Origin of the sequence: Arthrobacter livingstonensis (assembly GCF_003219815.1) — a bacterium.
Lineage (GTDB): Bacteria > Actinomycetota > Actinomycetes > Actinomycetales > Micrococcaceae > Specibacter > Specibacter livingstonensis.
In genome coordinates, this window is record NZ_QJVD01000015.1 from 1 (window position 1) to 24,517 (window position 24,517).

General features: G+C 66.5%; 29 protein-coding genes. 10 read left to right on the top strand and 19 right to left on the bottom strand.

Annotation, left to right across the window (positions count from 1 at the left end):
• Positions 1 to 194: 194 nt before the first annotated feature.
• The 6 genes from CVV68_RS13815 to CVV68_RS13840 form a co-directional block, all read right to left on the bottom strand.
• A complete protein-coding gene (locus CVV68_RS13815; protein ID WP_211320846.1) occupies positions 195 to 653 on the bottom strand; it encodes a VOC family protein in 459 nt (152 codons plus the stop codon).
• A gap of 9 nt (positions 654 to 662) precedes the next feature.
• Positions 663 to 1,163, bottom strand: a complete 501-nt coding sequence (locus CVV68_RS13820; protein ID WP_110501600.1) for a hypothetical protein — start codon at positions 1,161 to 1,163, stop codon at positions 663 to 665.
• An 82-nt stretch (positions 1,164 to 1,245) separates the two neighbouring features.
• Entirely contained in the window at positions 1,246 to 1,509 is a 264-nt protein-coding gene (locus CVV68_RS13825) for a hypothetical protein (RefSeq protein ID WP_110501601.1), read from the bottom strand.
• 95 nt (positions 1,510 to 1,604) lie between these two features.
• The gene (locus CVV68_RS13830; protein ID WP_170133180.1) at positions 1,605 to 2,267 is read right to left on the bottom strand and encodes a DedA family protein; all 663 of its coding nucleotides are present in this window, start codon (positions 2,265 to 2,267) and stop codon (positions 1,605 to 1,607) included.
• A 135-nt stretch (positions 2,268 to 2,402) separates the two neighbouring features.
• Positions 2,403 to 3,677 (bottom strand): RNA polymerase sigma factor, encoded by a 1,275-nt coding sequence (locus CVV68_RS13835; RefSeq protein WP_110501603.1) that lies wholly within the window; start codon positions 3,675 to 3,677, stop codon positions 2,403 to 2,405.
• A complete protein-coding gene (locus tag CVV68_RS13840; protein ID WP_110501604.1) occupies positions 3,674 to 4,051 on the bottom strand; it encodes a YciI family protein in 378 nt (125 codons plus the stop codon). Before CVV68_RS13840 ends, CVV68_RS13835 begins: the two co-directional genes overlap by 4 nt.
• Before the next feature lie 213 nt (positions 4,052 to 4,264).
• Here CVV68_RS13840 and CVV68_RS13845 point away from each other — a divergent pair, with 213 nt between their 5' ends.
• The 3 genes from CVV68_RS13845 (at position 4,265) to CVV68_RS23915 (ending at position 5,472) form a co-directional block, all read left to right on the top strand.
• Positions 4,265 to 4,786, top strand: coding sequence for a hypothetical protein (locus CVV68_RS13845; protein WP_110501605.1), 522 nt, complete (start codon positions 4,265 to 4,267; stop codon positions 4,784 to 4,786).
• Between the two features lie 233 nt (positions 4,787 to 5,019).
• Complete coding sequence (locus CVV68_RS13850; RefSeq protein WP_110501606.1) at positions 5,020 to 5,229, top strand: hypothetical protein; 210 nt, start codon at positions 5,020 to 5,022, stop codon at positions 5,227 to 5,229.
• A gap of 51 nt (positions 5,230 to 5,280) precedes the next feature.
• Positions 5,281 to 5,472 carry a hypothetical protein gene (locus CVV68_RS23915; protein WP_110501607.1) on the top strand — a complete coding sequence of 64 codons (192 nt, stop codon included), beginning with the start codon at positions 5,281 to 5,283 and terminating at the stop codon, positions 5,470 to 5,472.
• 60 nt (positions 5,473 to 5,532) lie between these two features.
• Here the strand turns inward: CVV68_RS23915 and CVV68_RS13860 are convergent, their stop codons facing one another.
• Positions 5,533 to 6,126 carry a TetR/AcrR family transcriptional regulator gene (locus CVV68_RS13860; protein ID WP_110501608.1) on the bottom strand — a complete coding sequence of 198 codons (594 nt, stop codon included), beginning with the start codon at positions 6,124 to 6,126 and terminating at the stop codon, positions 5,533 to 5,535.
• A gap of 110 nt (positions 6,127 to 6,236) precedes the next feature.
• Here CVV68_RS13860 and CVV68_RS13865 point away from each other — a divergent pair, with 110 nt between their 5' ends.
• Positions 6,237 to 7,391 (top strand): FAD-dependent oxidoreductase, encoded by a 1,155-nt coding sequence (locus CVV68_RS13865; RefSeq protein ID WP_110501609.1) that lies wholly within the window; start codon positions 6,237 to 6,239, stop codon positions 7,389 to 7,391.
• Between the two features lie 62 nt (positions 7,392 to 7,453).
• Here the strand turns inward: CVV68_RS13865 and CVV68_RS13870 are convergent, their stop codons facing one another.
• The 3 genes from CVV68_RS13870 to CVV68_RS13880 form a co-directional block, all read right to left on the bottom strand.
• On the bottom strand, positions 7,454 to 7,597 hold the full coding sequence (locus CVV68_RS13870; protein ID WP_211320847.1) for a hypothetical protein: 144 nt from the start codon (positions 7,595 to 7,597) through the stop codon (positions 7,454 to 7,456).
• 315 nt (positions 7,598 to 7,912) lie between these two features.
• The gene (locus CVV68_RS13875; protein ID WP_110501610.1) at positions 7,913 to 9,622 is read right to left on the bottom strand and encodes an ABC1 kinase family protein; all 1,710 of its coding nucleotides are present in this window, start codon (positions 9,620 to 9,622) and stop codon (positions 7,913 to 7,915) included.
• 5 nt (positions 9,623 to 9,627) lie between these two features.
• Complete coding sequence (locus tag CVV68_RS13880; protein WP_110501703.1) at positions 9,628 to 10,170, bottom strand: PadR family transcriptional regulator; 543 nt, start codon at positions 10,168 to 10,170, stop codon at positions 9,628 to 9,630.
• Positions 10,171 to 10,807: 637 nt separating this feature from the next.
• Here CVV68_RS13880 and CVV68_RS23920 point away from each other — a divergent pair.
• Positions 10,808 to 11,062: a hypothetical protein gene (locus tag CVV68_RS23920; protein WP_211320848.1), complete on the top strand. Its 255-nt coding sequence runs from the start codon at positions 10,808 to 10,810 to the stop codon at positions 11,060 to 11,062.
• Between the two features lie 148 nt (positions 11,063 to 11,210).
• Here the strand turns inward: CVV68_RS23920 and CVV68_RS13890 are convergent, their stop codons facing one another.
• Positions 11,211 to 13,217, bottom strand: coding sequence for a vWA domain-containing protein (locus tag CVV68_RS13890; RefSeq protein WP_110501611.1), 2,007 nt, complete (start codon positions 13,215 to 13,217; stop codon positions 11,211 to 11,213).
• Between the two features lie 27 nt (positions 13,218 to 13,244).
• The gene (locus tag CVV68_RS13895) at positions 13,245 to 14,633 is read right to left on the bottom strand and encodes a sigma 54-interacting transcriptional regulator (protein WP_110501612.1); all 1,389 of its coding nucleotides are present in this window, start codon (positions 14,631 to 14,633) and stop codon (positions 13,245 to 13,247) included.
• A gap of 94 nt (positions 14,634 to 14,727) precedes the next feature.
• Between CVV68_RS13895 and CVV68_RS13900 the strand changes: the two genes are divergently transcribed.
• Positions 14,728 to 15,384, top strand: coding sequence for a histidine phosphatase family protein (locus CVV68_RS13900; RefSeq protein WP_110501613.1), 657 nt, complete (start codon positions 14,728 to 14,730; stop codon positions 15,382 to 15,384).
• A 13-nt stretch (positions 15,385 to 15,397) separates the two neighbouring features.
• Entirely contained in the window at positions 15,398 to 16,099 is a 702-nt protein-coding gene (locus tag CVV68_RS13905) for an SCO1664 family protein (protein ID WP_110501614.1), read from the top strand.
• A gap of 165 nt (positions 16,100 to 16,264) precedes the next feature.
• Here the strand turns inward: CVV68_RS13905 and CVV68_RS13910 are convergent, their stop codons facing one another.
• The 3 genes from CVV68_RS13910 to CVV68_RS13920 form a co-directional block, all read right to left on the bottom strand.
• The gene (locus tag CVV68_RS13910; protein ID WP_110501615.1) at positions 16,265 to 17,032 is read right to left on the bottom strand and encodes an amino acid ABC transporter ATP-binding protein; all 768 of its coding nucleotides are present in this window, start codon (positions 17,030 to 17,032) and stop codon (positions 16,265 to 16,267) included.
• Positions 17,029 to 17,964, bottom strand: a complete 936-nt coding sequence (locus CVV68_RS13915; protein WP_110501704.1) for an amino acid ABC transporter permease — start codon at positions 17,962 to 17,964, stop codon at positions 17,029 to 17,031. Before CVV68_RS13915 ends, CVV68_RS13910 begins: the two co-directional genes overlap by 4 nt.
• Positions 17,965 to 18,042: 78 nt before the next feature.
• Entirely contained in the window at positions 18,043 to 18,948 is a 906-nt protein-coding gene (locus tag CVV68_RS13920) for an ABC transporter substrate-binding protein (RefSeq protein WP_170133181.1), read from the bottom strand.
• A gap of 371 nt (positions 18,949 to 19,319) precedes the next feature.
• Between CVV68_RS13920 and CVV68_RS13925 the strand changes: the two genes are divergently transcribed.
• From CVV68_RS13925 to CVV68_RS13935, 3 genes are read left to right on the top strand one after another with little or no spacing between them, the layout of a single operon-like run.
• Complete coding sequence (locus CVV68_RS13925; RefSeq protein WP_110501616.1) at positions 19,320 to 20,222, top strand: hypothetical protein; 903 nt, start codon at positions 19,320 to 19,322, stop codon at positions 20,220 to 20,222.
• Positions 20,222 to 21,256 carry a hypothetical protein gene (locus CVV68_RS13930; RefSeq protein WP_245933536.1) on the top strand — a complete coding sequence of 345 codons (1,035 nt, stop codon included), beginning with the start codon at positions 20,222 to 20,224 and terminating at the stop codon, positions 21,254 to 21,256. The genes CVV68_RS13925 and CVV68_RS13930 overlap by 1 nt, the downstream gene beginning before the upstream one ends.
• Before the next feature lie 53 nt (positions 21,257 to 21,309).
• A complete protein-coding gene (locus tag CVV68_RS13935) occupies positions 21,310 to 21,519 on the top strand; it encodes a hypothetical protein (protein WP_110501617.1) in 210 nt (69 codons plus the stop codon).
• Here CVV68_RS13935 and CVV68_RS13940 read toward each other — a convergent pair.
• From CVV68_RS13940 to CVV68_RS13955, 4 genes are all read right to left on the bottom strand, one after another.
• Positions 21,506 to 22,396: an SDR family oxidoreductase gene (locus CVV68_RS13940; protein WP_110501618.1), complete on the bottom strand. Its 891-nt coding sequence runs from the start codon at positions 22,394 to 22,396 to the stop codon at positions 21,506 to 21,508. The two genes, CVV68_RS13935 and CVV68_RS13940, sit on opposite strands and share 14 nt — an antisense overlap.
• Before the next feature lie 57 nt (positions 22,397 to 22,453).
• The gene (locus tag CVV68_RS13945) at positions 22,454 to 23,104 is read right to left on the bottom strand and encodes a DUF4389 domain-containing protein (RefSeq protein WP_110501619.1); all 651 of its coding nucleotides are present in this window, start codon (positions 23,102 to 23,104) and stop codon (positions 22,454 to 22,456) included.
• Positions 23,076 to 23,372, bottom strand: coding sequence for a hypothetical protein (locus CVV68_RS13950; RefSeq protein WP_110501620.1), 297 nt, complete (start codon positions 23,370 to 23,372; stop codon positions 23,076 to 23,078). Before CVV68_RS13950 ends, CVV68_RS13945 begins: the two co-directional genes overlap by 29 nt.
• Before the next feature lie 100 nt (positions 23,373 to 23,472).
• A complete protein-coding gene (locus CVV68_RS13955; protein ID WP_245933537.1) occupies positions 23,473 to 24,513 on the bottom strand; it encodes an NAD(P)-dependent alcohol dehydrogenase in 1,041 nt (346 codons plus the stop codon).
• Positions 24,514 to 24,517 lie beyond the last annotated feature (4 nt).

A 24,517-nucleotide genomic window follows, 5' to 3' on the forward strand; every position in this document is an offset into this window, starting at 1 on the left:
GTCATCCCCGCCAGCAAAATCAACGACGCCTACGAGCGCGTCCTGGCCTCCGACGTCCGGTACCGCTTCGTCATCGATGCTTCCACCTTCTAGGAACCAGCTGGCGCGTTTGTCAACAACGGACAGGGGTTGTGGCCCCCGCCTTTTGGCGCGGTCCACAACCCCTGGTTTGCCTGCGCTAGCCGGGGATCGCACTACCCGGAGCCTGCCAAGTCCTCCCACAGAGGCTGGGCCACTTCCACGATCAGCCCCTCCGGGCCGCGGATGTAGCCAAGCCGAAAGATGCCCTCGTAGTCCACCAGCTCGCCGACCAGCCCATACCCGGCCACGCGGGCTTTTTCCACCACGGCTTCGACGTTGGCAACGCGGTATGCGATGTGGCGGAGTCCGTGGGCGTTCGCCGGAAGCACCGGGTAATCCTTCTCCGGCGCCGGTTCACTGAAGGTACTTAGTTCCAGCTTCCCGCTGCCATCCGGTGCGCTGACCATGACCATCCTGGCCCTGGCGCCCCGCAGCGCGATGATGCGGTCCATCCACGGCCCACTGATCTCGGCCCCGCCCTGACGCACAAAACCAAGCGCCATGAAGAACTCCACAGCCGCGTCCAGATCGTGCACCACCATGCCCATGTGGTCGAATTCCATCAACGCCATGCTGACAGCCTACAGTTCCCGCAGCCGCTTGGGACTGGGGTAGGCGTCCCGCATGTGGTCGCTGGTCAGGAAGTCCGCGATGCCGATCATGAGAACGGCAAAGATGATCTGCTCCACCACCATCCAATACGGGTACAGCCCTGGAATGGTGGCCACCACCAGGGTGATGACGGGGAAGATCTGGCTGAAAAGCCGTAGCCGTTGATAGCCCCAGTAATACCCCTGCTCAGCCCGCCAGGCAAAGAAGAACAGGGTGAGCGTCATCAACAGCACCACCACGCCGCGGAACCAGACGGCGAACCCCACGGGCGTGCCACGAATTTCAAGGATCAGTGCGATGACAATGGCGCTTAGGCCCACCAGCACTTCGAGGGCCAGTATCCAATTCACCCAGCGAAAGGCCTTGCGCGTGCGCGGATGCACCCGCGCCGATTCTTCAATCACATAGTGGCCGTTGCCGCCGCCGGCAAGTTTGTCGATGTCCAGTCCAAATACTTTCAAGGCCGTCATGAGAACAGCTTAGGGGGCCGGACGGTGACCGTCACACGGGCCGCCTGCCCGCCGCACGCCGGGATCAAGTGCCGGCAGGGAGCTAGCGGGCCATGTCCGGGCTGACCGGTACCAGGCCCACGCCGTCACGCCGGTGAATTTTCACCGGCGACCGGTCAAAGCCCTTGGCATCGAGGTTGTTCCCGAGCCGGTAGGCGGCAAGTGCCTGGTCATACAGTTCATTGAGCCGGGCGCCGGAAAATTCGCTGCGGCTGCCGTCGATGAAAGTGATGGCGATGGACATCTTCCTTGGAAGGTGACGGCTCATGTGGATGAAGCCGTCGGTGTCCTGCGCGAGGTTAAGCATGGATGTTGCCGCCTTATTCTGGGAAGGTTCCAGTCTGCCTTATCCGGGCCGGTTCAATGAACGCCGGCGGAACCAACATAGCTGCAATCAGTGGCTCACCTCAGGGCCTCGGCCCGCTGCAGCACCGGGGCTTCGGCCGCCTGGCCGGACGTCAGGACCACCCTCGCCAGCCGTTCCAAGCCAAGCCCAACAACGATGGCAACAACGGTGGCAACTGCAGCTCCCAGCAGGGCGTTGTCCTTGATCCACGCTCCGGCGAGCGCGCCGATGCCCACCGTGTAGCCGGCCCACAGCAGGGATGAAAGCGCCGTGATCGCGGCAAATCGCTTCCGCGGGAACCCGGCCGCCCCGGCGCTGAGACTGACGGCCACACGGCCCACGGGGATGAACCGGGCTGTGAGAATTACGGACAAGCCGCGCTGGTCCAGTTCCCGCCCCACGCGGGCCAGGGTCCGCTGCATGCGCGGGCGCCTCATCCAGCGGAAGCGCTTGGGACCCATGCCCCGTCCTGTCGCGTAGGCCACGTTATCGCCCAGGAACGCGCCGACCGCTGCCGCAAGCAGTAGCGGAAGCCAGCCGGGCACACCTTGCGCAGCTGACAGTGACGCCAATCCCACGACAATGGTCTCGCTCGGAAAGGGCGGGAAGAACCCGTCGATGATGCAGGCAATCACCACTGCCGCGTATATCCACGGCTGTCCGGACGCGCCGAGTAGAAGATCGTTGACCGCGGTCAGCAAAGAATTGATGTCACCCATGTGTGGCTCCTGTTGGCAGCTGGCGACCAGAAATGGCCACACCTCAAGCCTGTCGGTACCGGCTGCACAATGACATCCAGGAGGCCACCCATTCACGGTAGGGATATCCCTACCTCCCGTCATGGGGCTGGGCGTTCATCCCAGGTGGCGGGCCCGGTCCAGCAGGTACTCGCGGATGGCCGCCTGCCCGGTCACTGCGACTGCGGCGGCGAAAGCGGCGGCTGCTTCCTCCCGCCGGCCCGCACGGGCCAGGAACTCCGCCCTGGTGGCCAGCAGAGGCTGGAAATGTTTGACGGCGGCAGGCACCGTTGCGCTTGCACCTGCACCGATGGCTTCCAAAGCGGCCAGCCCGGCCGCGGGTGATTCAGTGCGCCCGATGACGGCTGCCAAGGCCACCCGCGCCCCAAGGCTGGGGGCAATGGTTACCAGCGCCGTGTAGAGAGTGCGCAACGCCGGCCAGTCGGTTCGTTGGGTGCGGGCGCGCGCGCAGTGCACCGCCTGGATGGCTGCCTCGAGCTGGAAGCGCCCAGGAGCCCCCGCTGCTGCCGCCTGGCGTAGGTAGCTTTCCCCTTCGTTGATAAGTTCCACATCCCACGCCGCGGTGTCTTGTTCCTCCAGCGGCACAAAGCCGCCTCCCCGTGAGGCTGCGCGTGCCTGTGAGAGTGTGATCAATGCGGCCAGCCCCCATGCCTCCGGCTCGTTCCGGAGCAGCCCGGCCAGGCTCACGGCCAGGTACTGCGCCTCGCCGGCCAGGTCCTCCCCATCCTCTGCGCCGGCATCCTGCACGGAGGCATCCGCCGCGTCCCGAAAGTCAAGCGCATAGCAGCCATAGATCGCCTCAAGGACGGCTGGCAACCGCCCCGGCATGGCGTCCCTGCCGGGCACGGTGAACGGTATGCGCGCCTCCTTGATGCGTTTTTTGGCCCGCACCAGCCTTTGTGCCATCGCCGTTGCGGGGACGGCAAAGGCAGAGGCGATCCGGCCGGCGTCGAACCCCAGGACAGTCTGGAGCATCAGTGGCGTGCGCACGCCCGGGTCGATGGCCGCGTGGGCGCAGACGAAGAGGAGTTCCAGGCGTTTGTCGCCAATTGCATCGATATCCAGCTCGTCAAGGGCTGTCATGGCGGCACCGTCGTTTCGCCCTGCGTCGTCCAACGGTGCGGAGGTCTTGTGGAAGGCCGATTTCCAGGTGTCGCGCTGCCGGTTGCGGGCCACAGTGAGGAGCCACGCTTCCGGGTTACCGGGCACACCATTGGCCGGCCAGGTGATGAGCGCTTGTTCAAAAGCTGCGGATAGTGCATCCTCGGCCAAGGCAAGGTCGCCCGTGGACGCGGCCAGCAGCGCCACGAGCCGGCCGAAGGAGGCGCGGGCCACGTGTTCCGCAGCAGCCCGCGCCTCCCCGGCAGTCACGTGTTGGGCTGCCAGGCGCCGTCGACAGTGTAGGTGGCGCCCGGGCGGATTTCCACGGCTCCCCACTGCACCGCGGGAGCCTTGGCACCCCAGTCGATGGCGGCGTCCAAGTCCGGAACATCGATCACGAACGTCCCGCCCAGCTGCTCCTTGGTGTCCGCGAAGGGCCCGTCCTGCACCCGCAGCGAGCCGTCGGCCATGGTCAGCGTGGTGGTGTTGGGTGATTGCTGGAGCACCTCTGCACTGATGAGGATGCCTGCCTGATGGAGCGCGGCGGCGTAGCTGTTGAAAGACCGCCTGCCCTCCGCCATGGCGTCTTCGCCCAGTGATTCGGCGTTCATTTCCGGGTAGTGCAAAAGCAATGTGTAGCGCATGGTTCATTCTCCTTGATCCGGGTATCGCCGTCCATGGGGCGGCACCACATTTTGGTCCTTCACAGGGATGACGAATGAACGTCCGCCGGATCGACAGTGCCGGTAGCCGTTGCCGGAAGTATTCTTCGAAAGTTGGCATCAATTTTGTGTGACAAGGGTCACATTGGACCGAAATCGGCGTAGCGTTGTCCGTGCACCCAAAGGAGGGGCACCATGGAAACAACACCAGCCTCCATCGTCGGATTACCGGACTTGATGCATGCAGTGCGCGTCGAGGCGCGGGGCATCATGGAGGAGAACAAGGGAGATTACGTCGCCGAACACCGGGCCGTGCTCGCAAGGCTGACGGCCGCCGAGGTCATCGGCGACAACGAGGCCGAGACACTGCTTGGGCTCTACAAGCTCGGATACGAGGCGGGCGAGCCAAAGGGCAACGCCCAGAGGGCCTACTTCGAAACCCGCGACGTCTATGCCAAGATGCTCGCGGCCAACAAGCCCAGCCCGGTAGCCCTGGTGCTGGCCTCGGCGGCGCTGGGCTCCTTTGAAGTCTCGGTGGACCCCGGAGGCACCACGACAGTCTCCATCGCCAGGGTCAGCTACGGCTCCAGCATGGCCGGAATCGGGGCAGGACTTGGCACGCTCCTGGGCGGTGTCGCAGGTGGTGTGCTCGGAGGGGCCATTGGCGGCCTCCTCGGCGGCATGATTGATGACAAGAAGGGCAAGGGCAAAACCTGACGGGGACGCAGGAGTCCTGGTCCTGGGAAGGCCCCATGGTCAGTAGCTTCCGGACGCCGGCCGGCCGGCAGTCCTGGCGGCCGACGTCGGCTACGCGCGGCACCGCACAGGCCGGCTTTCCTGCCTCAGGGCGGCCCGGACGGCCGGCAGGACCTCGGCTGCCAGGAGTTCGATGGAGCGCAGGGTTGCCGCCTGGGCAACCCACCCAAACACACCTGAGCCAGGAAGCGGGGGTGGCCCAGGACCTCGCGTTCCCACAGGACTTTGTCCACGATTTCCGCCGGGCCGCCGGCAAGGAATGCGCCGCGCGGGCCGGCCCAATCCTGGAAACTGGCACGGTCAAGCCCGCCGGCGCGCGGCACGTTCTGGCCAATGTAGAAGGAGTGCTGCGGGTGAAACGTGTCCTCGGCGCCCTGGGAGATTTCCTCCACACAGAAGTGTGACGTCACTCCAACCTGCCCCGGCTCCCTGCCAGCGGCCTCGGCGGAATGCCCGTGCAGCTCCGCCAGCGAAGCGAACCGTTCCGGCCGCGCCCGAAGGGACTGCCGGCCCGGAATTGCCCCAAGGCCCTGGCCACGCCGCTGGCGTGGCGCATGCAGCTGGCCCGCTCCACCACCCGCCGGACCACAGCTGCCGAACAAGTCCCCATCGACCAATTGCGCCAAACTCAAATCAGGAACGTCTGACCAGGTCCCCCGACGACAGGACAACCATGGGCGCCGGAAGATCCCAGCCAAGCCCGACAGCTAGCCGAGGCTGGAGCCGTTCCGCAGCAGGTCAAAGACCACGGCGATGGACGCACCGGGTTCCCCGCTGGACACGGCGTAGGTGTATCCATCCAAGGCAAGGTGCGCCACCATTTTGGCCGTGAGCGCGTTAGCGCTTGATGTTTCCCTGATGGCCGCGGCAAGTGCGGGCTCGTGCTGCTGCCACCGCGCCCGCCAGTACCCCAGCAGCGCGGGGGTCCCGTTCACGAGGTTCATGAAGGAAGCAAAAGAGGGGTCGCTGGATTGGGTGGCCGAGACGGTGTTCGTCTGCAGGAACCAGCCCTCGAGGGCATCCAGGACGCCCACGCCTCCAGCGCGCTCCCTCACCGCGAGAATCAAGGCTGCCGCCATGTCATCGTCTTCATCGAAGAGCAGGGCTTCCTTGCTGTCGAAGTGCTTGAAGACCGTCGCCACGGCAACGTCCGCCTGCGCGGCGACTTCCCGAATGCCGACGGCGTCAAAGCCCCGCTCAAGGAACAGTGTCAGCGCGGCCGTGGCAATGGCGGCACGCGTGGCCGCCTTCTTGCGCTCCCGGCGCCCGGGCGTGGTGTCTTCAGTTGCCTGCGATGTCATATCCACAGCATAGCGCACAGCTCTACAAAAAGAGTTGTTGCGAAAGTAGAGTTGTTATGATTTTATGGAAACAGCACGACATCCACACCATTCCACAGAGGAGACTTCCCATGACATCCACATCACAAACACCCCGCATCAGCATCATCGGCGCCGGTCCCGGCGGCCTGACAACCGCCCGCATCCTCCAGCAGGCCGGCATTCCCGTCACCGTTTATGACCGTGATCCTTCCCCTGGCTTCCGCGATCAGGGTGGAACCCTGGACATGCAGACCGACACGGGCCAGAAAGCCCTGCGCGCGGCAGGCCTGCTCGATGAATTCATGGCCATCAGCCGCCCCGAGGGGCAGGACATGCGCTCACTGGCCAAGGACGGCACCGTCCTGTTTGAACATCACTCCCCCGAGGGGGAAACTGACGCCCCGGAGATTGACCGCGCCGATCTGCGCGAGCTGCTGCTGCGATCCCTGCAGCCGGGTACCGTCCGCTACGGGACGAACCTCGACCGCACCGAACCACGCGGCGATGGCCGGCTTGAACTGTTCTTCCGCGATGGCACCTCGGAAATGGTGGACCTGGTCATTGGCGCGGACGGCGCGTGGTCCAAGGTGCGTCCACTGGTTTCAGCTGCGGAGCCTTTCCACGAAGGAGTCATCTTCGTGGAAATCCAGTTCGACAATGTTGACGCACAACACCCGGAAGTCGCCAAGCTGGTGGGACGCGGCGGCATGTTTGCCATGGAGGACAACAAGGGAATCGTTGCCCAGCGCCAATCCGGAAACCGCATCCGTGCCTACGTCGCATTCCGCGACGGCACCGATTGGCTTGAGCGCCGCGGCCTGGAGTTGGACAACGCCAGCGCCGTTCGCGCCACGCTGCTTGAGATGTTTGAGGGTTGGTCGCCGGAACTTCGGCGACTCATCGAGGAATGCAATGACCTGTTCCTCTCCCGACCCCTCTTCGCCCTCCCCGTCCCGCCCCAATGGACCACCCGCGCCGGCGTGACCCTGCTGGGCGATGCCGCGCACCTGATGTCCCCCGTCTCCGGCCTTGGCGCCAACACCGCCATGCTGGACGGTGCCGACCTCGCCCAGGCAATAATCCGTGAGCCCGATCTGCCCAGCGCCGTCACCGCCTACGAAGCACTCATGTTCCCCCGTGCTGCCACCAATGCAGCCGCTTCCCACGAAGGTTTGCAGATGATGGTGTCCGACGGCGCCCCCGATACCGACCACTTCGCGCTGGAGCACCAGGGCAGCAAATAAGTCCTACCGGAAAGTGCGACGGCGGCACTCCCCTTGGGTGTGCGGCCGTCGGCGCGCCCGCCTTAGCTTCCGTTGTAGTCTTCGTCGGTGATGTGCCCGCCCCAGATGGTGGTCGTGACGGGGTCCCCGCCGTTCTGCAGCATGGCAATATGGTGCATGAAGGCGCCGGGGGCGGCGCGGAGGGTTCGATGGGCGTCCCGTTCCACACGTCGGCAACGAGCATGTCGTCGGTGGGCTGGGCCGGCTTCTGGGCGAAGGGGCGAACGACCTTTTCCGTGCTCCGCGCAGTACCGGGGGAAATTCGGCCTCCTGGACAGCCATGGCCAGACTCTCGAGGCCAGCTCTTGGCGCTCATGGTAGCCACAGCTGCCACTTAATCAATCGTCCGGGAACAAGCAGGGGCGAACCAATCAAACCGCATGCGCACCAGCTGACGTAGGCAGAGCGTTCGCGAAGTGGATGTCACCGGCTGGGCACTGCGCCCGCGGCCGGGTCTCCGCCACCAGTTCTCACAATTTCCCTCAGCGGCGGCGCCCCGCCCACAGCCCGAAGAGCAAGGGCACCACGGATGCGATCATCAGCACGCTGCCAAGCACTGTGTCGTCCGCCCGGACCACGGCACCGGCGATGAGCAGGGCACCGAATACCAGTGTCGATCCTGCCCGCTGTGCCGTGCGATTGAGCCGGGCCAACTGCCGTTCAAGGCGCGGGACGGCCACCGACAGTGAGCCGTCCTCGATTCGGGTGATCAGCCCGTCCAGGCGCTTCGGCAGACGCAGGGCCACCCCGGCGGCGTCGAGCGCCTGCCCAGCCACGTCCTGGACGATGTTGCCGCGCTCGTCGCGCAGCAGTTGCGCCGCATAAGGCTCGACCGAATCCCACAGATTGAACTGGGCGTCCAGCGAGCTGCACACACCCGATGTCAGAGACATCGCCCGGATGATGAGCAGGAAGTTCTCCGGCAGCTGGAACGGCAGCGAGCGGACTACGTCACCGAACTCCACCCCAAAATCACGGAACTCCCGCGGGTCAACGTCGCGAAGCTGGGCAAAGCCCATCCCGCCAAACCGGGCGAAAAGGTGCGTCATCGCCCGCTCAAGGGCCGCAGTGTCCGCCGTCGGCACCAGCACACCTATGTCGCCGATGGCAGCCACCAGACCCTTGCCGTCACGCGAGGCGGCCGCGATCAGCAGCTTCCGCAGGCCGCTGCGCGTCTTGGGCGGAACTTCGCCCATCATGCCGAAGTCGATGAACGTGAGCTTCCATGGACGCTCTGCGGATGAACCGGCAATCGGTGTGATAAAGATGTTGCCGGGGTGCGGATCGGCATGGAAAAAGCCGTTCGTGAACAACTGGTCAAACATGACCGAAGCGAAAACCGGGGCCACCTGCGCCGGGTCGATGCCCGCCGCACGCAGCCCCTGTGCATCCGTGATCTTGATGGCCGTGACATCTTCGAGGGTGAGTACCCGGCGGGTGGTCCGCTCCCATACGACGCCGGGCACGGCCACCCTCTCGTCGGCGGTGAAGTCAGCGGCAAAGCGCTCTGAATTTGCCGCCTCGTTCAGGTAGTCGATCTCTTCAAGGCTGGTCTGTGAGAACTCTTTGATCAGGGCGGGCACGTCGGCACGGTTGGACACGATGCGGATGCGGCTGAGCCAGCCGCCCACTTTGCGCAGCGCGGCCAGATCGACGTCGACAATCGCACCGATGCCCGGCCGCTGCACTTTCACCACCACGGTGCTGAGCCCGGAGTCGGCGGCATTGCCGGGAAGAAGCCTGGCCCGGTGTGCCTGTCCGAGAGATGCGGCGGCGATGGGCGCCTCCTCGACCGAGGCGAACACCGTATCCAGCGGCGCACCCAGCTCCGCCTCGGCAAGGGCCCGGATCGCAGGGAACGGAACTGGCGGCACCTCGTCCTGCAGCCCTTCGAGTTCGGCGGTGATTTCCGGCGGGAGCACATCGAGCCTGGACGACATGAACTGGCCGACCTTGATCATCAGGCCGCCAAGCTCCACGGCGAGCACGTGGAAGCGCTGCGCGAAGCGCCGCATCCTCTTTGTCCGGGTACGTTCGGCAATCCTGCCCAGCCCGATGCGGGGGAGGAACAGCTCAAACCACCAGGTCACCGAGAGATGCCATGCGGCGAAGCGCAGGATGCGCCGGTATCGGGCACGGATGTCCCCCGCGCCGGGCACCGGGTCTGCCCGGTCGCGTCGAACCGACGTCACCCCTGTCAGTCCTGGGCGAGAATGGAGTACAGCCGGCGGCGTGCCTCATCCAGTACCGCCACGGCTTCCTGCACCTGCTTCGAAGTACCGGTCCGGCCCACTTGCGCCGCGGCCTGTGCCAGCTCGACGCCGGCCTTGGGCAGCGCCGCGAACCCTTTTCCTGATTCCGGTCCAGTCGAGTCCCAGGGCACTGATTCCTTGGAACCGGCAACCTCCTCCCGGCCTGCCTCGGTCAGCGAGTAGATCTTGCGGCCGTTTGATTCCTCGGCACTGATGAGCCCCTCATCGGCCAGCAACTGCAGCGTGGGGTAGACGGAGCCTGCACTGGGCTTCCAGCTGCCGCCGCTGCGCTCCTCGATTTCATGGATGATCTGGTAGCCGTGCATCGGCTGATCAGCGAGCAGGGCCAGCACCGCAGTGCGCAGTTCGCCGCGGCCCGCCCGGGTGCCCGTGCGCTTGTCAAACCTTGAACGCAACTCCTCAACGGCCTGCCACACGCCGTCCATGTTGCTGCCGCCAAAACCGCCTGCCGGGAATGAATTATGCATCATGCTCTCCTTGAGTCAACCGCGAACGATACTAAACGATAGCTAACGATATACCCGGATGCCGACAAAAATCCATAGTGCGGGAAGCGGGGAACGGCGAGCAATGGGAGAGTTCCCCGGCCATGCCGTCGACCAGGACTCCGCCACCGCCGAAACCCGGATCAACGGATCATGAGTTTGGCCGGGCGGCAGCCCATGCGCGGTGTTCTTCCCGGCTCCCGCAGGCTTCAGCCGGCATGTCCGGCTCTCCTTGCGATACTGGGCGATATAGTCGCTCCGCCCCCGGGCGCAATTCCGTGCGAGATACTCAACAGTGCAGACGTCATCGCTCCAATGACTCCATCAACGCAGCCGCCGGTCCTGCACCACTTTGCCGAGCCAAAGCGCGCCGGAGCGCACTGCGGCAACCGGTCCGCCGTCGACCGAAACTCGGTGCCCGCGATGAAGGAACAGTCGACTTCCGCCATGAAACCAGAGCCGCAGCACCACCTCCGTTTGGCACACCCGACCCATGGCATTGAAGCGGCCATCCGATTTTGGGTCGATGGCGTCGGATTGACACTCCCAAGGAGGCCAGGAGGACGGACCGTCAGGGCACAAGCTCGCATTCATTGGCTGGCCGGAGGCTGCCTGGCACTTGGAAATAGTCGAAGACCACACCCTTCCACCGTCGCCAACCGCTGAAGACCTCCTGGTGATCTACCTCGGCGGCCCCATCGGCGAAGACGCGATATCGCGGATCGAGAACGTAGGCGGCGTCCGCGTCCCCTCACGCAATCCCTATTGGGATAAGCACGGCATGTCCTTCGCCGACGCTGACGGGTATCTCCTTGTCCTCGCTGCCGCGACTGGCCATAACTCCATTCACATCGCGTTGCGGGCCTTGCTGTGACTGGTCGCCAGGCGGACGAGTCCGCTGTGCAGTCGGGCACAGCAGTCCCAGTGGGAAAGGCCCCTGGCGCATTGTCTGATATTCAGGCCTGTACGGCCCAGTGCCCGGCGCCCGGACGGGTCACTGCCGGCCACCGGGCCAAGGTGGGCTAAAGGACCCGGTCGGTGCCGCCATCGTGGTTTGCCTTGAAGCGGGCCCGGAAGTACTCCCCCACGACGGCGCCGCCGAGATCCTCGGGGGCGGGCGCGACGACGCGGCCGCCGATGCGCCGCGCGATTCCCTGGACGAACCGTTCGAGGCTGGGCTCGTCACCGAGTCGGAAAAACGTCACCTGCGTGCCGGCCCGCCCGAGGCGGTCAAGTTCGGCGACAGTGGCGCGGATGGTCTCGGCGGCTGGCGGCCAGGAGAACAACGACTCGCCCCCCGCCGCCAGATGCGCGGTGGGTTCGCCGTCGGTGACGATGAGCAGGACATGCGCCATGGTCGGGTGCCGGCGGAAGAAGCGGCCGGCCAGCAGCAGGCCGTGGTGGAGGTTGGTGCCCTGGTCCCGCAGGGGAGGCAACGCCGTGAACTCACCGATGTCCATGGACTGCGCGTAGCGGCCGAACGTGATCAAGGCCAGCCGGTCACCGCGGAAGCGGGTGGAGATGAGCTGGTGCAGGGCCAGCGCCGTGCGCTTCATCGGAAGCCAGCGTCCTTCGGCGGCCATGGAGAACGACACGTCGACGAGCAGGGCTACGGCAGCCTGGGTGCGGGCCTCCGTTTCCGTGACTTCGATGTCGCCCGCCGCCAGGTGCAGGCCGCTGCCCGGGTCACCACCATCGACGATGGTGCGGCGGATGGCATTGGTGATGGTGCCGGTGACATCCCACGGTTCGGCGTCCCCGAACTGCCATTCGCGGCTGGAACCTGTCTGCTCGCCGGCGGCACCGGCCATCCGCGTGTCCCGGCTGCCCTGCCGCCCTGACAGTTGCCTGGCGGCGTCCCGCAGCAGCGATTTCCCGAGCCGCCGCACTGCCTGCGGGGACAGCCGCAGTTCGCCGTCGGCACTGCGGCGCAGATAGCCGCCGTCGTGCATGGCCCGCTCAATCTCGGCCAGGTCGCGCGCGGAGACGGCGGCGTTCTCGCCGAGCTGGCGGGCGAGGGCCGCCAAGTCCACATCATCCAGATGTGCCCCGTTGTGGGACTGGGAGAGCTGTTCGGCCAGCTCATCGAGCTCGGCGAGGTCCGCAAGGACGCCAGTCCCGTCGCCAAGGCCGAGCCCTTCCCGGCCCTCGAATTGTTCGGATCCGGTCCAGTCCTCGCCGGGGCGGAGGGCGCGCAGGCTCGAGTCCAGCTGATCGAGCCGGGCCGTGAGCTCCGGCGATCCGAAGGCCTGGGCGGACAGCCGCATCAGCTCCCCGCGTTGTTCCGGCGACATCGACTGCAGCAGCCGCTGCGCCGCTGCGGCGCGCCGCGCGAGGGCGTCGATGAGTTCCTCCACGGATTGCGGGTTTTCAGGGAAGAAGCGGCCGTGCCGTGCCATGAACTCCTGGAAGTCAGCGTCGGTGTCCTCCCCGTGCCGGTGGCGTTCGAGCAGTTCGTTGAGGTCGCCGAGCATCTCGCTCACGGCTGCGCGGTCCTCATCCGTGGCGTTCTCCAGCGCCTCCTTCATGCCGGCGAACCGCTGGTCCAGGACCTCGCGGCCGAGCAGGTCCCTGATACGTTCGTAGGCCTCCCGCGCCGTGCCGGACTGCCAGTCGTACGAAGCGAGTTCGTTGACTGCCGCCGCCGTCGAAGCGGGCAGATTTTGCAGCTGCATTTCCCGGAACGCGCGGTCGGTGTTGTCCATCATGGCGTCGCGGGTCAGCTGCTTGCGCTCCTCCAGGACGGCAGTGTCCAGCAGCTTCTTCACTTCCTCGAGCGTGCCATCAAGCCGGTGGCGGCCCAGCAGCTCGTGCCTGCGCTGCTGGATGCGGCCGGCGAGTTCGTCGAGGCCCTCACGGTTGCGGGTGCCGCGGCGCAGGAACTCCTGCAGGGCACGCCGCGGCGAATAGCCGCCCATGACGTCTTCGGCGATCGCGTCCAGCGCCTCGGCCAGATCGACCGGCGGGGCGAGTGGGTCCGGTCCTCCGGTGTACCGGCCGTATCTGGAAGACCCATTGTGAATACCCATGATGCGTCCCTGTCCCCGATCCGGTGCCTAGCCGTAGATGGTTTCCCTGCCGTCGGACTCCTTGGAGATCCGGCGGGCAAGGAAGAGGCCCTCGAGGGCCAGTTCGATGGCGGAGGCGCGCTGTCCGTCATTTTTTGCGTTCAGCCGGGCGCCAATCTCCTCGTAGAGACCGCTTCCGTTCAAGGACGGGAGGCTGTCCAGAAATTCCCTTGCGGTGACCTCATCCCCGGTGGTCACGGTGGTGTGGCCGTCGAGCGCCGCCACGAGGGGCCCAAAGTCCAGTCCGCGGTAGTGCAGCCGTACCGCTTCCGCCGTAGCCATGCGCAGGAGGTGGTCCAGGACGGCCTCCTCGCGCCCCTCCTCCCCCGATTCAAATTCGAGCTTTCCAGTGAGCACTTCCATCGCCGCTTCCAGATCGACCATGCGCGAGACGGCATTGGCCTCCCCGCGCACGGTGGAGCGGCGCAGCGCGGCCGCCGCCACGGTTTCGGCACCAGCGATGGCGAAGCGGGCGGAAACACCGGAGCCTTGATTGATCGCCGGGGACTGGCGCAGCGACCTGGTGTAGCGGGCAAGGATCTCGACAATGACGGGCGGGACGTCGGCGGCCAGCCGCCCCTCCTGGCGGATGATGGCCACCTCGTCGTCCAGCTCCAGGGGGTAGTGGGTGCGGATTTCGGCGCCGAAACGGTCCTTGAGGGGCGTGATGATCCGGCCGCGGTTGGTGTAGTCCTCGGGATTGGCCGATGCGACGACGAGCACGTCCAGCGGCAGCCGCAGCACGTAGCCGCGGATCTGGATGTCCCGTTCCTCCATCACGTTCAGCATCGCAACCTGGATCCGTTCGGCCAGGTCCGGCAGTTCGTTGATGGCCACGATGCCGCGGTTGGAACGCGGGACCAGGCCGTAGTGGATGGTTTCCGGGTCACCGAGCCGGCGGCCCTCGGCAACCCGCATCGGGTCGACGTCGCCGATCAGGTCGGCGACAGAGGTGTCTGGAGTGGCGAGCTTCTCGACATAGCGTTCCGAGCGGTGCCGCCAGGTCACACGCAGCCGGTCCGCTTCGGTCAGTACACGGGCCTTCGATTGTTCCGTAATGGGTTCGTAGGGATGCTCGTTGAGTTCCGATCCCTCGATCGCCGGCGACCATTCATCCAGCAGCCCTGCCAAGGTGCGCAGGAGCCGGGTCTTGCCCTGCCCCCGCTCACCCAGCAGGACCAGGTCGTGGCCGGCGATCAAGGCCCGCTCCAGCTGGGGCAGGACGGTTCGGCTGAAACCGTAGATCCCAGGCCACGGGTCACGGCTCGCCGCCAGCGCGGCGAGCAGATTCTCGCGAATCTCCCGGCGCAGGTCCTTGTGGACATGGCCGGAGGCACGCAATTCACCAAGGGTAAAGATTTCGGGGCGATCACTCACCCCTCAACGGTAATCCCGAATGCACCGGGAATCCAGCATCCAACTTTGACGTTTCCAGCGCGCAAAACCCCAAAAGCACCTACGCTGGAGCATGATGACTGAGACAACATCGGCGCCGCCTCCGCCCCCGCGCACCCTCCTCCTGCTGGTGCGTCACGGCGAGACTCCCACCACGGGAATGGTGCTGCCCGGCCGGACTCCGGGACTTCATCTGTCCAACCATGGCAGGGCCCAGTCCGAACGCCTTGCCGAACGGCTCCAAGGCCTTGCCGTGGACGCCATCTATTCCTCCCCCCTGGAGCGCACCCGCGAAACCGCGGCGCCTGCGGCGGCCGTCACCGGGCTTGCGATGCACGACGACGCCGGGCTGCTCGAGTGTGACTTTGGCGAATGGACCGGAGCCACCCTTGCCGATCTCGCGAAGCTGCCGCAGTGGCAGACCGTGCAGAACAGTCCGTCAACCTTCCGCTTCCCCGGAGGGGAGAGCTTCCCTGAAATGCAGGCCCGGATGGTCGGGGCACTCAAGGGACGCTGCGCAGCCCACCCGGGCGGCGTCGTCGCCTGTTTTTCCCACGCTGATCCGATCAAGGCCGCCGTCGCCCATGCCCTGGGCACTCCCCTGGACCACTTCCAGCGGATCTTCATCAGTCCCGGCTCCGTCTCCGTCATTTCACTGGTTGAGGGCCGGCCGCCCGATGTGCTCATGGTGAACTCGACCCAGGAGCCCCTGGGCGGGCTGAGGGCCACATGAAACGGGATGGACAGTGCCCGCGCGGGAGCTGAAGCTGCTTCTTGAGGGGCGCGTCGAGCTCATCGGCCGCATCCCGCACAGCAGCAACGCCGCGTTTCTGGCCGAGGTCTCGGACGGGGACGACACGGGGTGGGCAGTCTACAAGCCCGAAGCCGGGGAACGGCCGCTATCGGACTTTGAACCCGGGCTGTACCAGCGCGAACGGGCAGCCTATCTGCTCAGCGACCACTTGGGCTGGGACATCGTGCCGCCCACGGTAGTCCGTGAAGACCCGCCCCTGGGTGTCGGATCGCTGCAGTGGTTCATCAATGCCGACGCGCGGGAGCACTACTTCACGCTGTATGACGACGCGCCCGAGATCCACCCGGCCTTGGCGCAGCTCGCCCTGTTCGATTGCATCGCCAACAACACCGACCGCAAGAGCGGCCATGTGCTGCGGGACTTTGACGGCCGGGTATGGGGAATTGACCACGGACTGTGCTTCTCGGCCGGATACAAGCTGCGCACCGTGATCTGGGAGTTTGCCGGCGAACCCATTCCAGAGGCACTGCTGGCGGACATCGCCCCACTCGCCGTGACCGTGCCTGGCGTGATCGCCGAGCTCCTGGACGACACCGAGGTTGCGGCACTGCGCCGACGGGTGCAGCGCCTGCTGCGCCAAGGCGTGCTGCCCTCGTTCTTCACCGGCACGCACTTCCCGTGGCCGCTCGTCTAAGCGGCGGCATGGGCCAGGCGGCCCTCGGCCCACCGCCTAAAGCGAACCGCGTCCAACGGGGAAGACCACCCGCCCTGACCGGGGGAACGGGCGTCGGTGGGCGCGCCGCCGTCGGCCTTCCCGGGCATCTTCGGGATCATGCCGGTGAATGGCGGCCCGGCGGGTTCAGAGCACCTTGGACAGGAAGGCCTTGGTGCGCTCGTGCTGCGGGTTGGCGAGCACCTCGCGGGGGTTGCCGGATTCCACCACCACGCCGCCATCCATGAAGACCAGCGAATCGGCCACCTCCCGGGCAAAACCCATCTCATGTGTCACCACAATCATGGTCATGCCGGTGCTGGCGAGTTCCTTCATGACATCCAGCACCTCCCCCACCAGCTCCGGGTCCAGCGCACTCGTGGGTTCGTCAAAGAGCATCAGTTTCGGATCCATCGCCAAGGCCCGGGCTATGGCCACCCGCTGCTGCTGGCCACCGGACAAGTGCGCCGGGTAGTGCCCTGCCTTGTCGCCGAGGCCCACGCGTTCCATGAGTTCAACGGCACGCTTGCTCGCCTTTGCCTTCGACGCCCCCTTGACCCGCATGGGCGCCTGAATGATGTTCTCCAGGGCTGTCAAGTGGGGGAAGAGATTGAAGCGCTGGAACACCATGCCGATCTCGCGCCGCTGGAAGGCCGCTTCCTTGGGCCTGAGCTCATACAGCTTCCCGGCCTTTTGGCGGTAGCCCACCAGCTGCCCCTCCACGGAAAGGCGGCCGGCGTCCACGCGTTCCAGGTGGTTGATGCAGCGCAGGAACGTTGACTTGCCGGACCCGCTGGGTCCCACCAGGCACAGGACCTCACCGGAATTCACGGTCAGGCTAATGCTTTTGAGCACGCGGTTTGATCCGAAGCTCTTGGACACGCGGTCCGCGTGCACCATGGGTGTCCCGCTCATTGCCTGCCCTCCTCAATGTTGTTCATGCGAATGTTGGTGATGTCCGACGCCGGCCCCACCGGTGGGAGGGACTTCTCCGCCTTCCGCTGTCCGGAACCGCGGGCAAACCGCTTTTCGATGAAGTGCTGGCCCACCATGAGTATTGAGGTGAACAGCAGGTACCACAGGGAGGCCACAATCAGCAGCGGCACCGGAGTGAATGTCACCGCCGAGATGCCCCGCGACACCCCGTACAGATCGATGCTCAGCGGGATGGCCGCGACGAGCGAGGTGGTCTTGAGCATCGAGATCACCTCGTTGCCGGTGGGCGGGATGATGATGCGCATCGCCTGCGGCACCACCACAAAACGCATCGTCTGGCCCCACGACATCGCCAGGGCCCGCGATGCTTCCTCCTGGCCCTCATCAACCGAAAGCAGTCCCGCACGGACGATCTCGGACATGTAGGCGGCCTCGTTGAGCGCGAGACCGATGACCGCTGTCACGAAAAGGTTGGTGAAAATGTCATTGTGGAAGGAGATCCACGGTGTCATGAAGGGTATGCCAATGGTGAGCACCGGATAGATCAGCGAAACGATTCCCCAGAAAACCAACTGCACATAGACCGGCGTCCCGCGGAAGATCCAGATGTACAGCCACGCGACGCTCTTCACGACGGGGTTTGGGGACAGCCGCATGATGGCCAGCAACAGCCCCAGGACGATGGCAATGACCATGGCATAGAGCGTCAGCTGCAGCGTGACCAGCGCGGCCTGGCTGATCCGTTTGTCAAAAATATACTTGCCGACATCGGCCCAGCCGAAGTCGTCGCGCTGGGCCGCGTCGATGACAAACACGGCCAGTGCCAGGACCAGCACCACCGCAATGAGGACCCGCCATGGGTGGCGCAGCGGGATGGCCGTGATTGCCTCCCCTTCCTGATCGTCGGCCAGCGGATCATTCGCCCGGGTGGCGGCGGCGTGCGCCCCCGGGCGCGGCCCCAAATCCGGCTCCGGATCGTTCGTCACCGGCTAACCCTTCGCCGCAACGTTGAGTGCAGCGGTCTTCACGCCGCCACTCTCCACGCCCCACTTCGTGAGGATCTTCGTGTAGGACCCGTCATCGATGAGGGACTGCAGGGCTTTCTGCAGGACCGGGGTGAAGGCGGAACCCTTGGCAACCGGCATGCCGTAGGGCGCTACCTCGAAGGCGTCGCCAGCGGTCTGAAGCTTCTTTTTTGTCTGGGAAATCGCATACAGGGTGACGGGCGAGTCGGCGCTCATGGCGTCAACCTGGCCCACCGCAAGGGCGTTGGTTGCCTGGTCCTGGGCGTCGTACTTGAAGATGGTGATGGCGGGCTTTCCGGCATCGGTGCACGCCTTGGACTTGGCGGGAACCTCATGGGTGTCCTCGTACGTGGTGGCCTGCACTGCCACCTTGAGGCCGCACGCGTTGTTCGGGTCAACGGTCTTGCCCGCCGGGGATGCCCACTGGATACCGGCTGAGTAGTAGTTGACAAAGTCGGCCTGCTTTTCCCGCTCCGTGGTGTCCGTGAAGGAGGACATGCCCATGTCATCCTTGCCGCCCTTGATGGCCGGCAGGATGTTGTCGAACGTGCCGATGTCGAAGTTGACCTTCAGGCCCAGGACCTGGCCCAAGGCGTTGGTCAGGTCCACGGACCACCCGGCAGGCTTGCCGTTGGCGTCCTTGAACTCGTTGGGCGGGTAATTGTTGGCCATGCCCACATTGAGGACACCGGCGCTCTTGATCTTCTCCGGCAGTGAGGCTGCGATGGCGTCATTCTTCTGGACGGTGACGGTGTCCGCCGTGGCCGCGGCAGTGCCGCCGCCCGGGGAGGACGCGCTGTTGTCAACGCAGCCTGTGAGCATGAGCGCGGCGACGGCGGCGACGGCGGGAAGTGCGTAGATGCGGCGCATGGGAATTCCTTAGTTGTTGTTGCTGCCGGACGAAGAGCCGGACGGTGGGTACGTTTCCGTACGCACCTAAAATGCTGCGTACGACGAACCTCTTGTCTAGGGTCCGGCGATAGATGAAGCGTCCTCATGTGTCCTGGTGCGTGCAGCGCAGGCCACTTTGCCTGTCGGCTGGATCACACCGGGCCACCCGTTGCAACTAAACATACAGGTACGCCCGGCCTTCCGAACGTACATTCGCACCAATCTTGATCCTTGCCACCCCCTGCGGAGTGAGGATAATGAGTCCCAAGGTTCAAACATTTTCCCGTCATTTGCGGGGGCAGCGGGCGGTGGCTGCCGGTGCGGACCGGCGTTGCTTGTGAGGAGTCACCATGCGGTGGTGGGCAGGTGCGTGGACGCGGGGATACGCCTTGGCGGCCGTTGCCGTTCTGGCGCTCAGCGGCTGTGGCGCGTCACCGCCCGCGGCCGCACCGCCGTCGTCCGGAGACGGTGCGCAGACCGTCGCAGCCCCCACCGGGATTGTCCCGGGGAGCCCTCCCGTGAAGCACGACGGCGGGACGCTTGCGTGGGTGCCGCCGGGGCCCGTCGATCCGGCCGATCCCCCGCAGAGCCAGTGGTATGTGCTGCTTCAGGCCAAGGACTGCGACGGACTGGCCGCCGCCGTCGATGCCGGCAACGCCACCACGCCCGACGGCTTCGCGCTGTGGAGTGCCGCCACGGCGGCCTGCCGGGCCGTGTACCAGGGCCAGGTTTCCGGGTGGACGGAAGCCGCAGCCGGCTTGGCCGCCCTGCAGCAGCCGGGGCAGGACCACTGCCTTGACCGCGCCGCCTACGACCTCGTGGCGGCATTGGTGGCGTTCCATTCACAAAACCCGGCGGCGGCGCCGTCGCCCGAGGTGGGGTCCGGGACGGCCTGCCCGCTGGGCCTGACAGGGCTGGACGCACTGGACGGCCAGGGGCCTACAGCCACCCCCTCGAGCGGATTGGCCGGTGGCCGCTTCCAGCTGGCTGGCCGTTTCCTTGACGTCGTCGCGGTCATGGTGGGAGGGCAACGCGTGGCGGCCGAAGCGGATCCGGACCAGCCGGGACGGTGGGACATCGTCATCCCGCCCGCCGCTGCCACGGGCACCGTCCGAATCACGGCTGAGGGAAGCTCCGGAGCGCTCCCCGGCTCGCTCACTTTCACGTATCTCGACGACACAGCCACCCCACCAGTCTCCACTGCACCCGAGGCGCCAGGCACCACCACGGCCGTCGACGGGGGTGCCGGCTGATGGACGGCCAGGCCGGCGCCGGCCACACCGAAGCGGACCCGGCGGTCCTTGCCGATGACGGCGAAATTGCCGCGGGAGGTCCCGCCGCGGGAGGTTCCGCCCCAGCACCGGGCAGCAGCTCCGTGGGGACTCCCTCCCCGGGCGGCGCAGCCGCCACCGCCGCGGCGCCGGATGCCGATGTCCGGACGCCGCTGGCGAAAGCCCTGGCCATCATCTCCTCCATTGGCCCTCCCGTCACCGTGGCCACGGCACTGCTCGTGTACTTCGGCTGGGCCCGCTCCGATGCCCAGGCACGGGCCATGGGCCTGGACGTCAGCCTGTTTGGCTACACCGTCCAGGATTACGCCCTGAGGGGCATCCGGTCCCTCTTCTTTCCTCTGGTATCCCTCTTGATTGCCGGACTCGTATGGCTGGCCGCCGACGACTGGGTGCGCAGCCAGCTTCGACCGGGCCGGCGGGGCCGCCTGGCGGCCCGGCTGTCCGCCGCAGCGGCCATCGGCGGCATCTGCCTTGCCGCAGCTTGCTGGCTGCTGGCGGTGGTCCTCCCCCAGGGGGCATTTTTGGCGGTACCCTTTCTGATGGCCGCCGGCGTCCTGCTGGCCGAGTGGGGCGTGCGCCTGCACCGCCTCACGCTGGGGCGCGGACCCCGGCCGGCCGGCAGGCTGGTGGTGCAGCACCGGGCCCTGGAGACAACGTTTGTGTTCACGCTCGTGACGGTGCTGCTGTTCTGGGGCGTCTCGGATTTTGCCCAGGTGGTGGGGCGTGGCCTGGCGGCCGACATCGAGGCACAGCTGCCGTCGCTGCCGCGGGCGGACGTGTACAGCCATGCCGATCTGTCCATCGGCGCTCCCGGCGTGAAGCAGACCCGGCTGGGTGCGGCGTCGGCCCCCGTATATAGATACACCGGCCTGCACCTGCTGGTGGTCAGCGGCGGGCGCTTCTTCCTGCTTCCCGACGGCTGGACGCTGGCCCGCGGCACCGTCGTCGTCCTTCCGGACAACGACGCCGTCCGGGTGGAGTTCGGCAACCGGTAGGGCGGCGGGCCGAAGCGGCCGCCAGCCTGCTCATCCTGTGGCTCGGGCCCGCCATGTTCGCGTCCGTCAGCGCCACCGCGGGAAGCCGCGTCCACGCCTACCACGCGGCGGAAATGGCGGACCTTGCCGGGCGCGTCCTCGTCGGGACGCTGCGGGGCCCGGGAGGGTCGCTGCCGCTGGTGCCCGCCGCCGCCGTCATGGTTCTCGGCCTGGCCGGGCGCCGGGTGGTCCAACGCCGGCGCCCGGCCGTCACCGCCGTTTAGCGTCCCAGGCAGGCGTGCCCAGGCCGACCAGCTCGGCGCTGACCTGCCAGAGACGCGCCGCAGCCACCCGGTCATCGGAGCGCGGGGCGGACTTGCCGGCCTTCCCGTTGGCAAAGCAGCAGCCCGTCACCCCCTCCAGCCCGGGCGCGGATGACACGAGGATGGAGGTGGCGGCACCCCTGGCCGGGGACTTCATGAAGGGCCGCAGGAAGGGAATAAGCACACGTTGGATGGCGCCCGGGTCCTCGGCCCCGAACCGCGTGTTCACCACGCCGGGGTGCAGGGCGTTGGCCGTAACCCGGCTGCCCGTGAGCCTCCTGGCGAGTTCATGGCTGAACATCACATTGGCCAGCTTGGACTGGTTGTAGGCCCGCGCCCCCGAGTAGGCGCGTTCGCCCTGCAAGTCGCCAAAGTCGATCCTCCCCAGCGCCTGCGCGTTCGACGCCACCGTGACCACACGGGCAGTGCCTCCCGCCAGCGTCCGCTCCAGCAGCAGGTTTGTCAGTCGGAACGGAGCCAGGTGGTTGAGCGCAACGGTGCGTTCGAGCCCATCGGCGCTCACGTGCCGGGTATCCCAGCAGCCGCCCGCATTGTTGACCAGGACGTCGATCCGCCGCAGCGCCGCCAGCACCTCCCCCGCCAAGCGCCGCACCTCCGACTGGGAGGACAGCTCCGAGACGAACCCATCCACCGCCCCGCCGTCGGCGGCGCGGATCTCCCGGGCTGCCCCCTCAATGCGTCCCGGATCCCGCCCCACAATGGCCACGTGCGCACCCATCCGGGCCAGTCCGACGGCGGTTGCCCGCCCGATCCCATCGCTCGCCCCGGTGACCAGCACGGTCCGCCCTGCCATCGAACCTGCCTGCTGCTGCTTCATGTCATTGCTCCCATCGCTTTTGCCTGACGCCTTTCGTTGCTGCCGATTCCGCCCGGCTCAGGCGGATCCCGGATTCAACGCGTCGGCGGGAGGATCGAACGGCCCCTGGCCCAGGCGGAACGGCGGATACTTGTCCGTCATCAACGCCACATAGGCCATGGTGCGCAGCGCCAACCGGTTGATGCCCATGAGCAGGTTGAACACCCCCACGCGGTACACCCCCGTGAAGAGCAGGACGACGGCGGCCACCAGGACCAGAACGCCCACCAGCGAGATGCCCGAGGCGGACGCGGACGCCCATGCACCGCCGGTCAGCAGCGAAACAACGAGCAGCTGCGGCAGTGCGAAGAGCCAGGACTTCAGCAGGATCTGCCAATGGGACAGGCTCTCCGGACAGGCGACGAAGAAGTCGGCCGGGTAGGCGGTGCGGGCCAGCGTGAATGGCGGGTACTCGTCCGTACCCAGAACCCCGTAGGCGTAAAAGGACACCCGCCAGTTCCAGCGCAGCACGCCGACCGCGAACTGAAACAACGCCGCCGGGTAGCGTCCGGTGAACAGGATGGCCACGCCGGCGGCGAAGGTCACCACCAGGAAGGCAACCCAGAGAACGGCCAAGACCGCGTAGTGCGGAATGGCCAGGAACCACTTGACCAGCCACTTCCACCGGGAGAGTCCCGGCTCAAGCTGCCCGGTCAGCTGAGCCGGCATGGACGCCGCATTTTTCGGTCCTGACCGCCTCCGGCGGCGCGCCCGGGCTGATGCCCCCGCCAAGTCCGGCGGCTCCGAACAGGATCAGGGCTGCACCAAGGGTCATTCCGACGGGCGCCCAGGGAAGGGGAAGGGCCGTTCCCAGCGCCCCCAGCGAGGTTGCGCCCAGGAGGACGCCGGCAACGAGTGCGAACATGTACACCCCCGGCCTGCGGGCCGCCGGCGGACCGGCCTTGGAAGGGGTTTCAAACGGTGTCGATGTTGACATGGCTTGCTGCTTTCATGGGGTGTTGCGTGATGGGTGGCCGTGCATGAAGGGCCTGCCATTGGACTGCGTGTGGCGAGCTGTTAACGCGTAGGACGGTGGACTATTGGGGTCGCCGGACGGTGATGGCGAGTTTTCCGCGCGCCTTCCCGGCCTCGAGATGGCGCATGGCGTCCCGCGCCTGGTCCAGCGGGAAGGTCCGCTCCAGGCACGGCCTCACCTTTCCCGCTCCGATGAGTTCCGTGAGCAGTTCAAGGTCCGCGGCCCGCTGCTTGGCGGCGACCATGGTCAGCCGCTGCGAGATGAACGGTGAGAGTGCCATCCCACGCATCTGCCGGCCCATGCCGGTCAGCCTGCCGCCGTGCTCCCCGCCCCCGACGACGGCGGTCCCGGTTGCCGAGAGCGCCTTGCGGAGCAGGGACAGGGAAGGGTTCCCTGCGAAGTCGAGGATGAGGTCGTAGTGCCGACTGCCGTCGGCAAAGTCGTCCCGGGAGTAGTCAATGGTGTGGTCGGCGCCAAGGGAACGCACCAGGTCCAGTTTTGACGTGCTGCAGACGCCGGTGACGTCGGCGCCAAACGCCTTGGCCAGCTGGACGGCGTAGCTGCCCACGCCGCCCGAGGCACCGGTGATCAGGACCTTCTGCCCGGCCCGGACCCGTCCGGCGTCGCGCAGTCCCTGCAAGGCGGTGACCGCGGAGACCGGAACCACCGCCGCCTCCTCGAAAGACAGGCCTGGCGGCTTAAGGGCCAGTTTGTCCTCGCGGGCCGTGGTGTATTCGGCGAAGGAGCCGCTGCCAAATCCGAACACCTCCTCCCCCACCCGGAACCGGGTCACGGCCGCGCCCACGGCGGCGACCGTGCCGGCAAGATCAAGGCCCGCCACGGGGTTCCGGGGCCTGCGCAGCCCCGTGAAGAGGCGCATGAGATACGGCCGGCCCGTCATCATGTGCCAGGTTCCGCGGTCCAGGCCGGCGGCGTGGACCCGCACGAGCACTTCGTCGTCCCTGACCGCGGGCCGGTTGATCCGTTCCTGTCGCAGGACGTCAGCATCGCCATAGCGGTCCCGCACCACGGCCCGCATGAGCCCGCCCTCCACTGACGGGTGCACCGCCCGTGAATCTTCGGTCCCGTACTGTCCTCCCATGACT

Coding starts and splice junctions, on each gene's coding strand:
- CVV68_RS13825 (WP_110501601.1), bottom strand. CDS start 1,509: ATGCTTAACCTCGCGCAGGACACCGACGGCTTCATCCACATGAGCCGT.
- CVV68_RS13955 (WP_245933537.1), bottom strand. CDS start 24,513: ATGGGAGGACAGTACGGGACCGAAGATTCACGGGCGGTGCACCCGTCA.
- CVV68_RS13940 (WP_110501618.1), bottom strand. CDS start 22,396: ATGAAGCAGCAGCAGGCAGGTTCGATGGCAGGGCGGACCGTGCTGGTC.
- CVV68_RS13880 (WP_110501703.1), bottom strand. CDS start 10,170: ATGCATAATTCATTCCCGGCAGGCGGTTTTGGCGGCAGCAACATGGAC.
- CVV68_RS13900 (WP_110501613.1), top strand. CDS start 14,728: ATGACTGAGACAACATCGGCGCCGCCTCCGCCCCCGCGCACCCTCCTC.
- CVV68_RS13830 (WP_170133180.1), bottom strand. CDS start 2,267: ATGGGTGACATCAATTCTTTGCTGACCGCGGTCAACGATCTTCTACTC.
- CVV68_RS13845 (WP_110501605.1), top strand. CDS start 4,265: ATGGAAACAACACCAGCCTCCATCGTCGGATTACCGGACTTGATGCAT.
- CVV68_RS13860 (WP_110501608.1), bottom strand. CDS start 6,126: ATGACATCGCAGGCAACTGAAGACACCACGCCCGGGCGCCGGGAGCGC.
- CVV68_RS13840 (WP_110501604.1), bottom strand. CDS start 4,051: ATGCGCTACACATTGCTTTTGCACTACCCGGAAATGAACGCCGAATCA.
- CVV68_RS13815 (WP_211320846.1), bottom strand. CDS start 653: ATGGCGTTGATGGAATTCGACCACATGGGCATGGTGGTGCACGATCTG.
- CVV68_RS13920 (WP_170133181.1), bottom strand. CDS start 18,948: ATGCGCCGCATCTACGCACTTCCCGCCGTCGCCGCCGTCGCCGCGCTC.
- CVV68_RS13935 (WP_110501617.1), top strand. CDS start 21,310: ATGTTCGCGTCCGTCAGCGCCACCGCGGGAAGCCGCGTCCACGCCTAC.
- CVV68_RS13820 (WP_110501600.1), bottom strand. CDS start 1,163: ATGACGGCCTTGAAAGTATTTGGACTGGACATCGACAAACTTGCCGGC.
- CVV68_RS13945 (WP_110501619.1), bottom strand. CDS start 23,104: ATGCCGGCTCAGCTGACCGGGCAGCTTGAGCCGGGACTCTCCCGGTGG.
- CVV68_RS13950 (WP_110501620.1), bottom strand. CDS start 23,372: ATGTCAACATCGACACCGTTTGAAACCCCTTCCAAGGCCGGTCCGCCG.
- CVV68_RS13910 (WP_110501615.1), bottom strand. CDS start 17,032: ATGAGCGGGACACCCATGGTGCACGCGGACCGCGTGTCCAAGAGCTTC.
- CVV68_RS13890 (WP_110501611.1), bottom strand. CDS start 13,217: ATGGGTATTCACAATGGGTCTTCCAGATACGGCCGGTACACCGGAGGA.
- CVV68_RS13930 (WP_245933536.1), top strand. CDS start 20,222: ATGGACGGCCAGGCCGGCGCCGGCCACACCGAAGCGGACCCGGCGGTC.
- CVV68_RS13865 (WP_110501609.1), top strand. CDS start 6,237: ATGACATCCACATCACAAACACCCCGCATCAGCATCATCGGCGCCGGT.
- CVV68_RS13925 (WP_110501616.1), top strand. CDS start 19,320: ATGCGGTGGTGGGCAGGTGCGTGGACGCGGGGATACGCCTTGGCGGCC.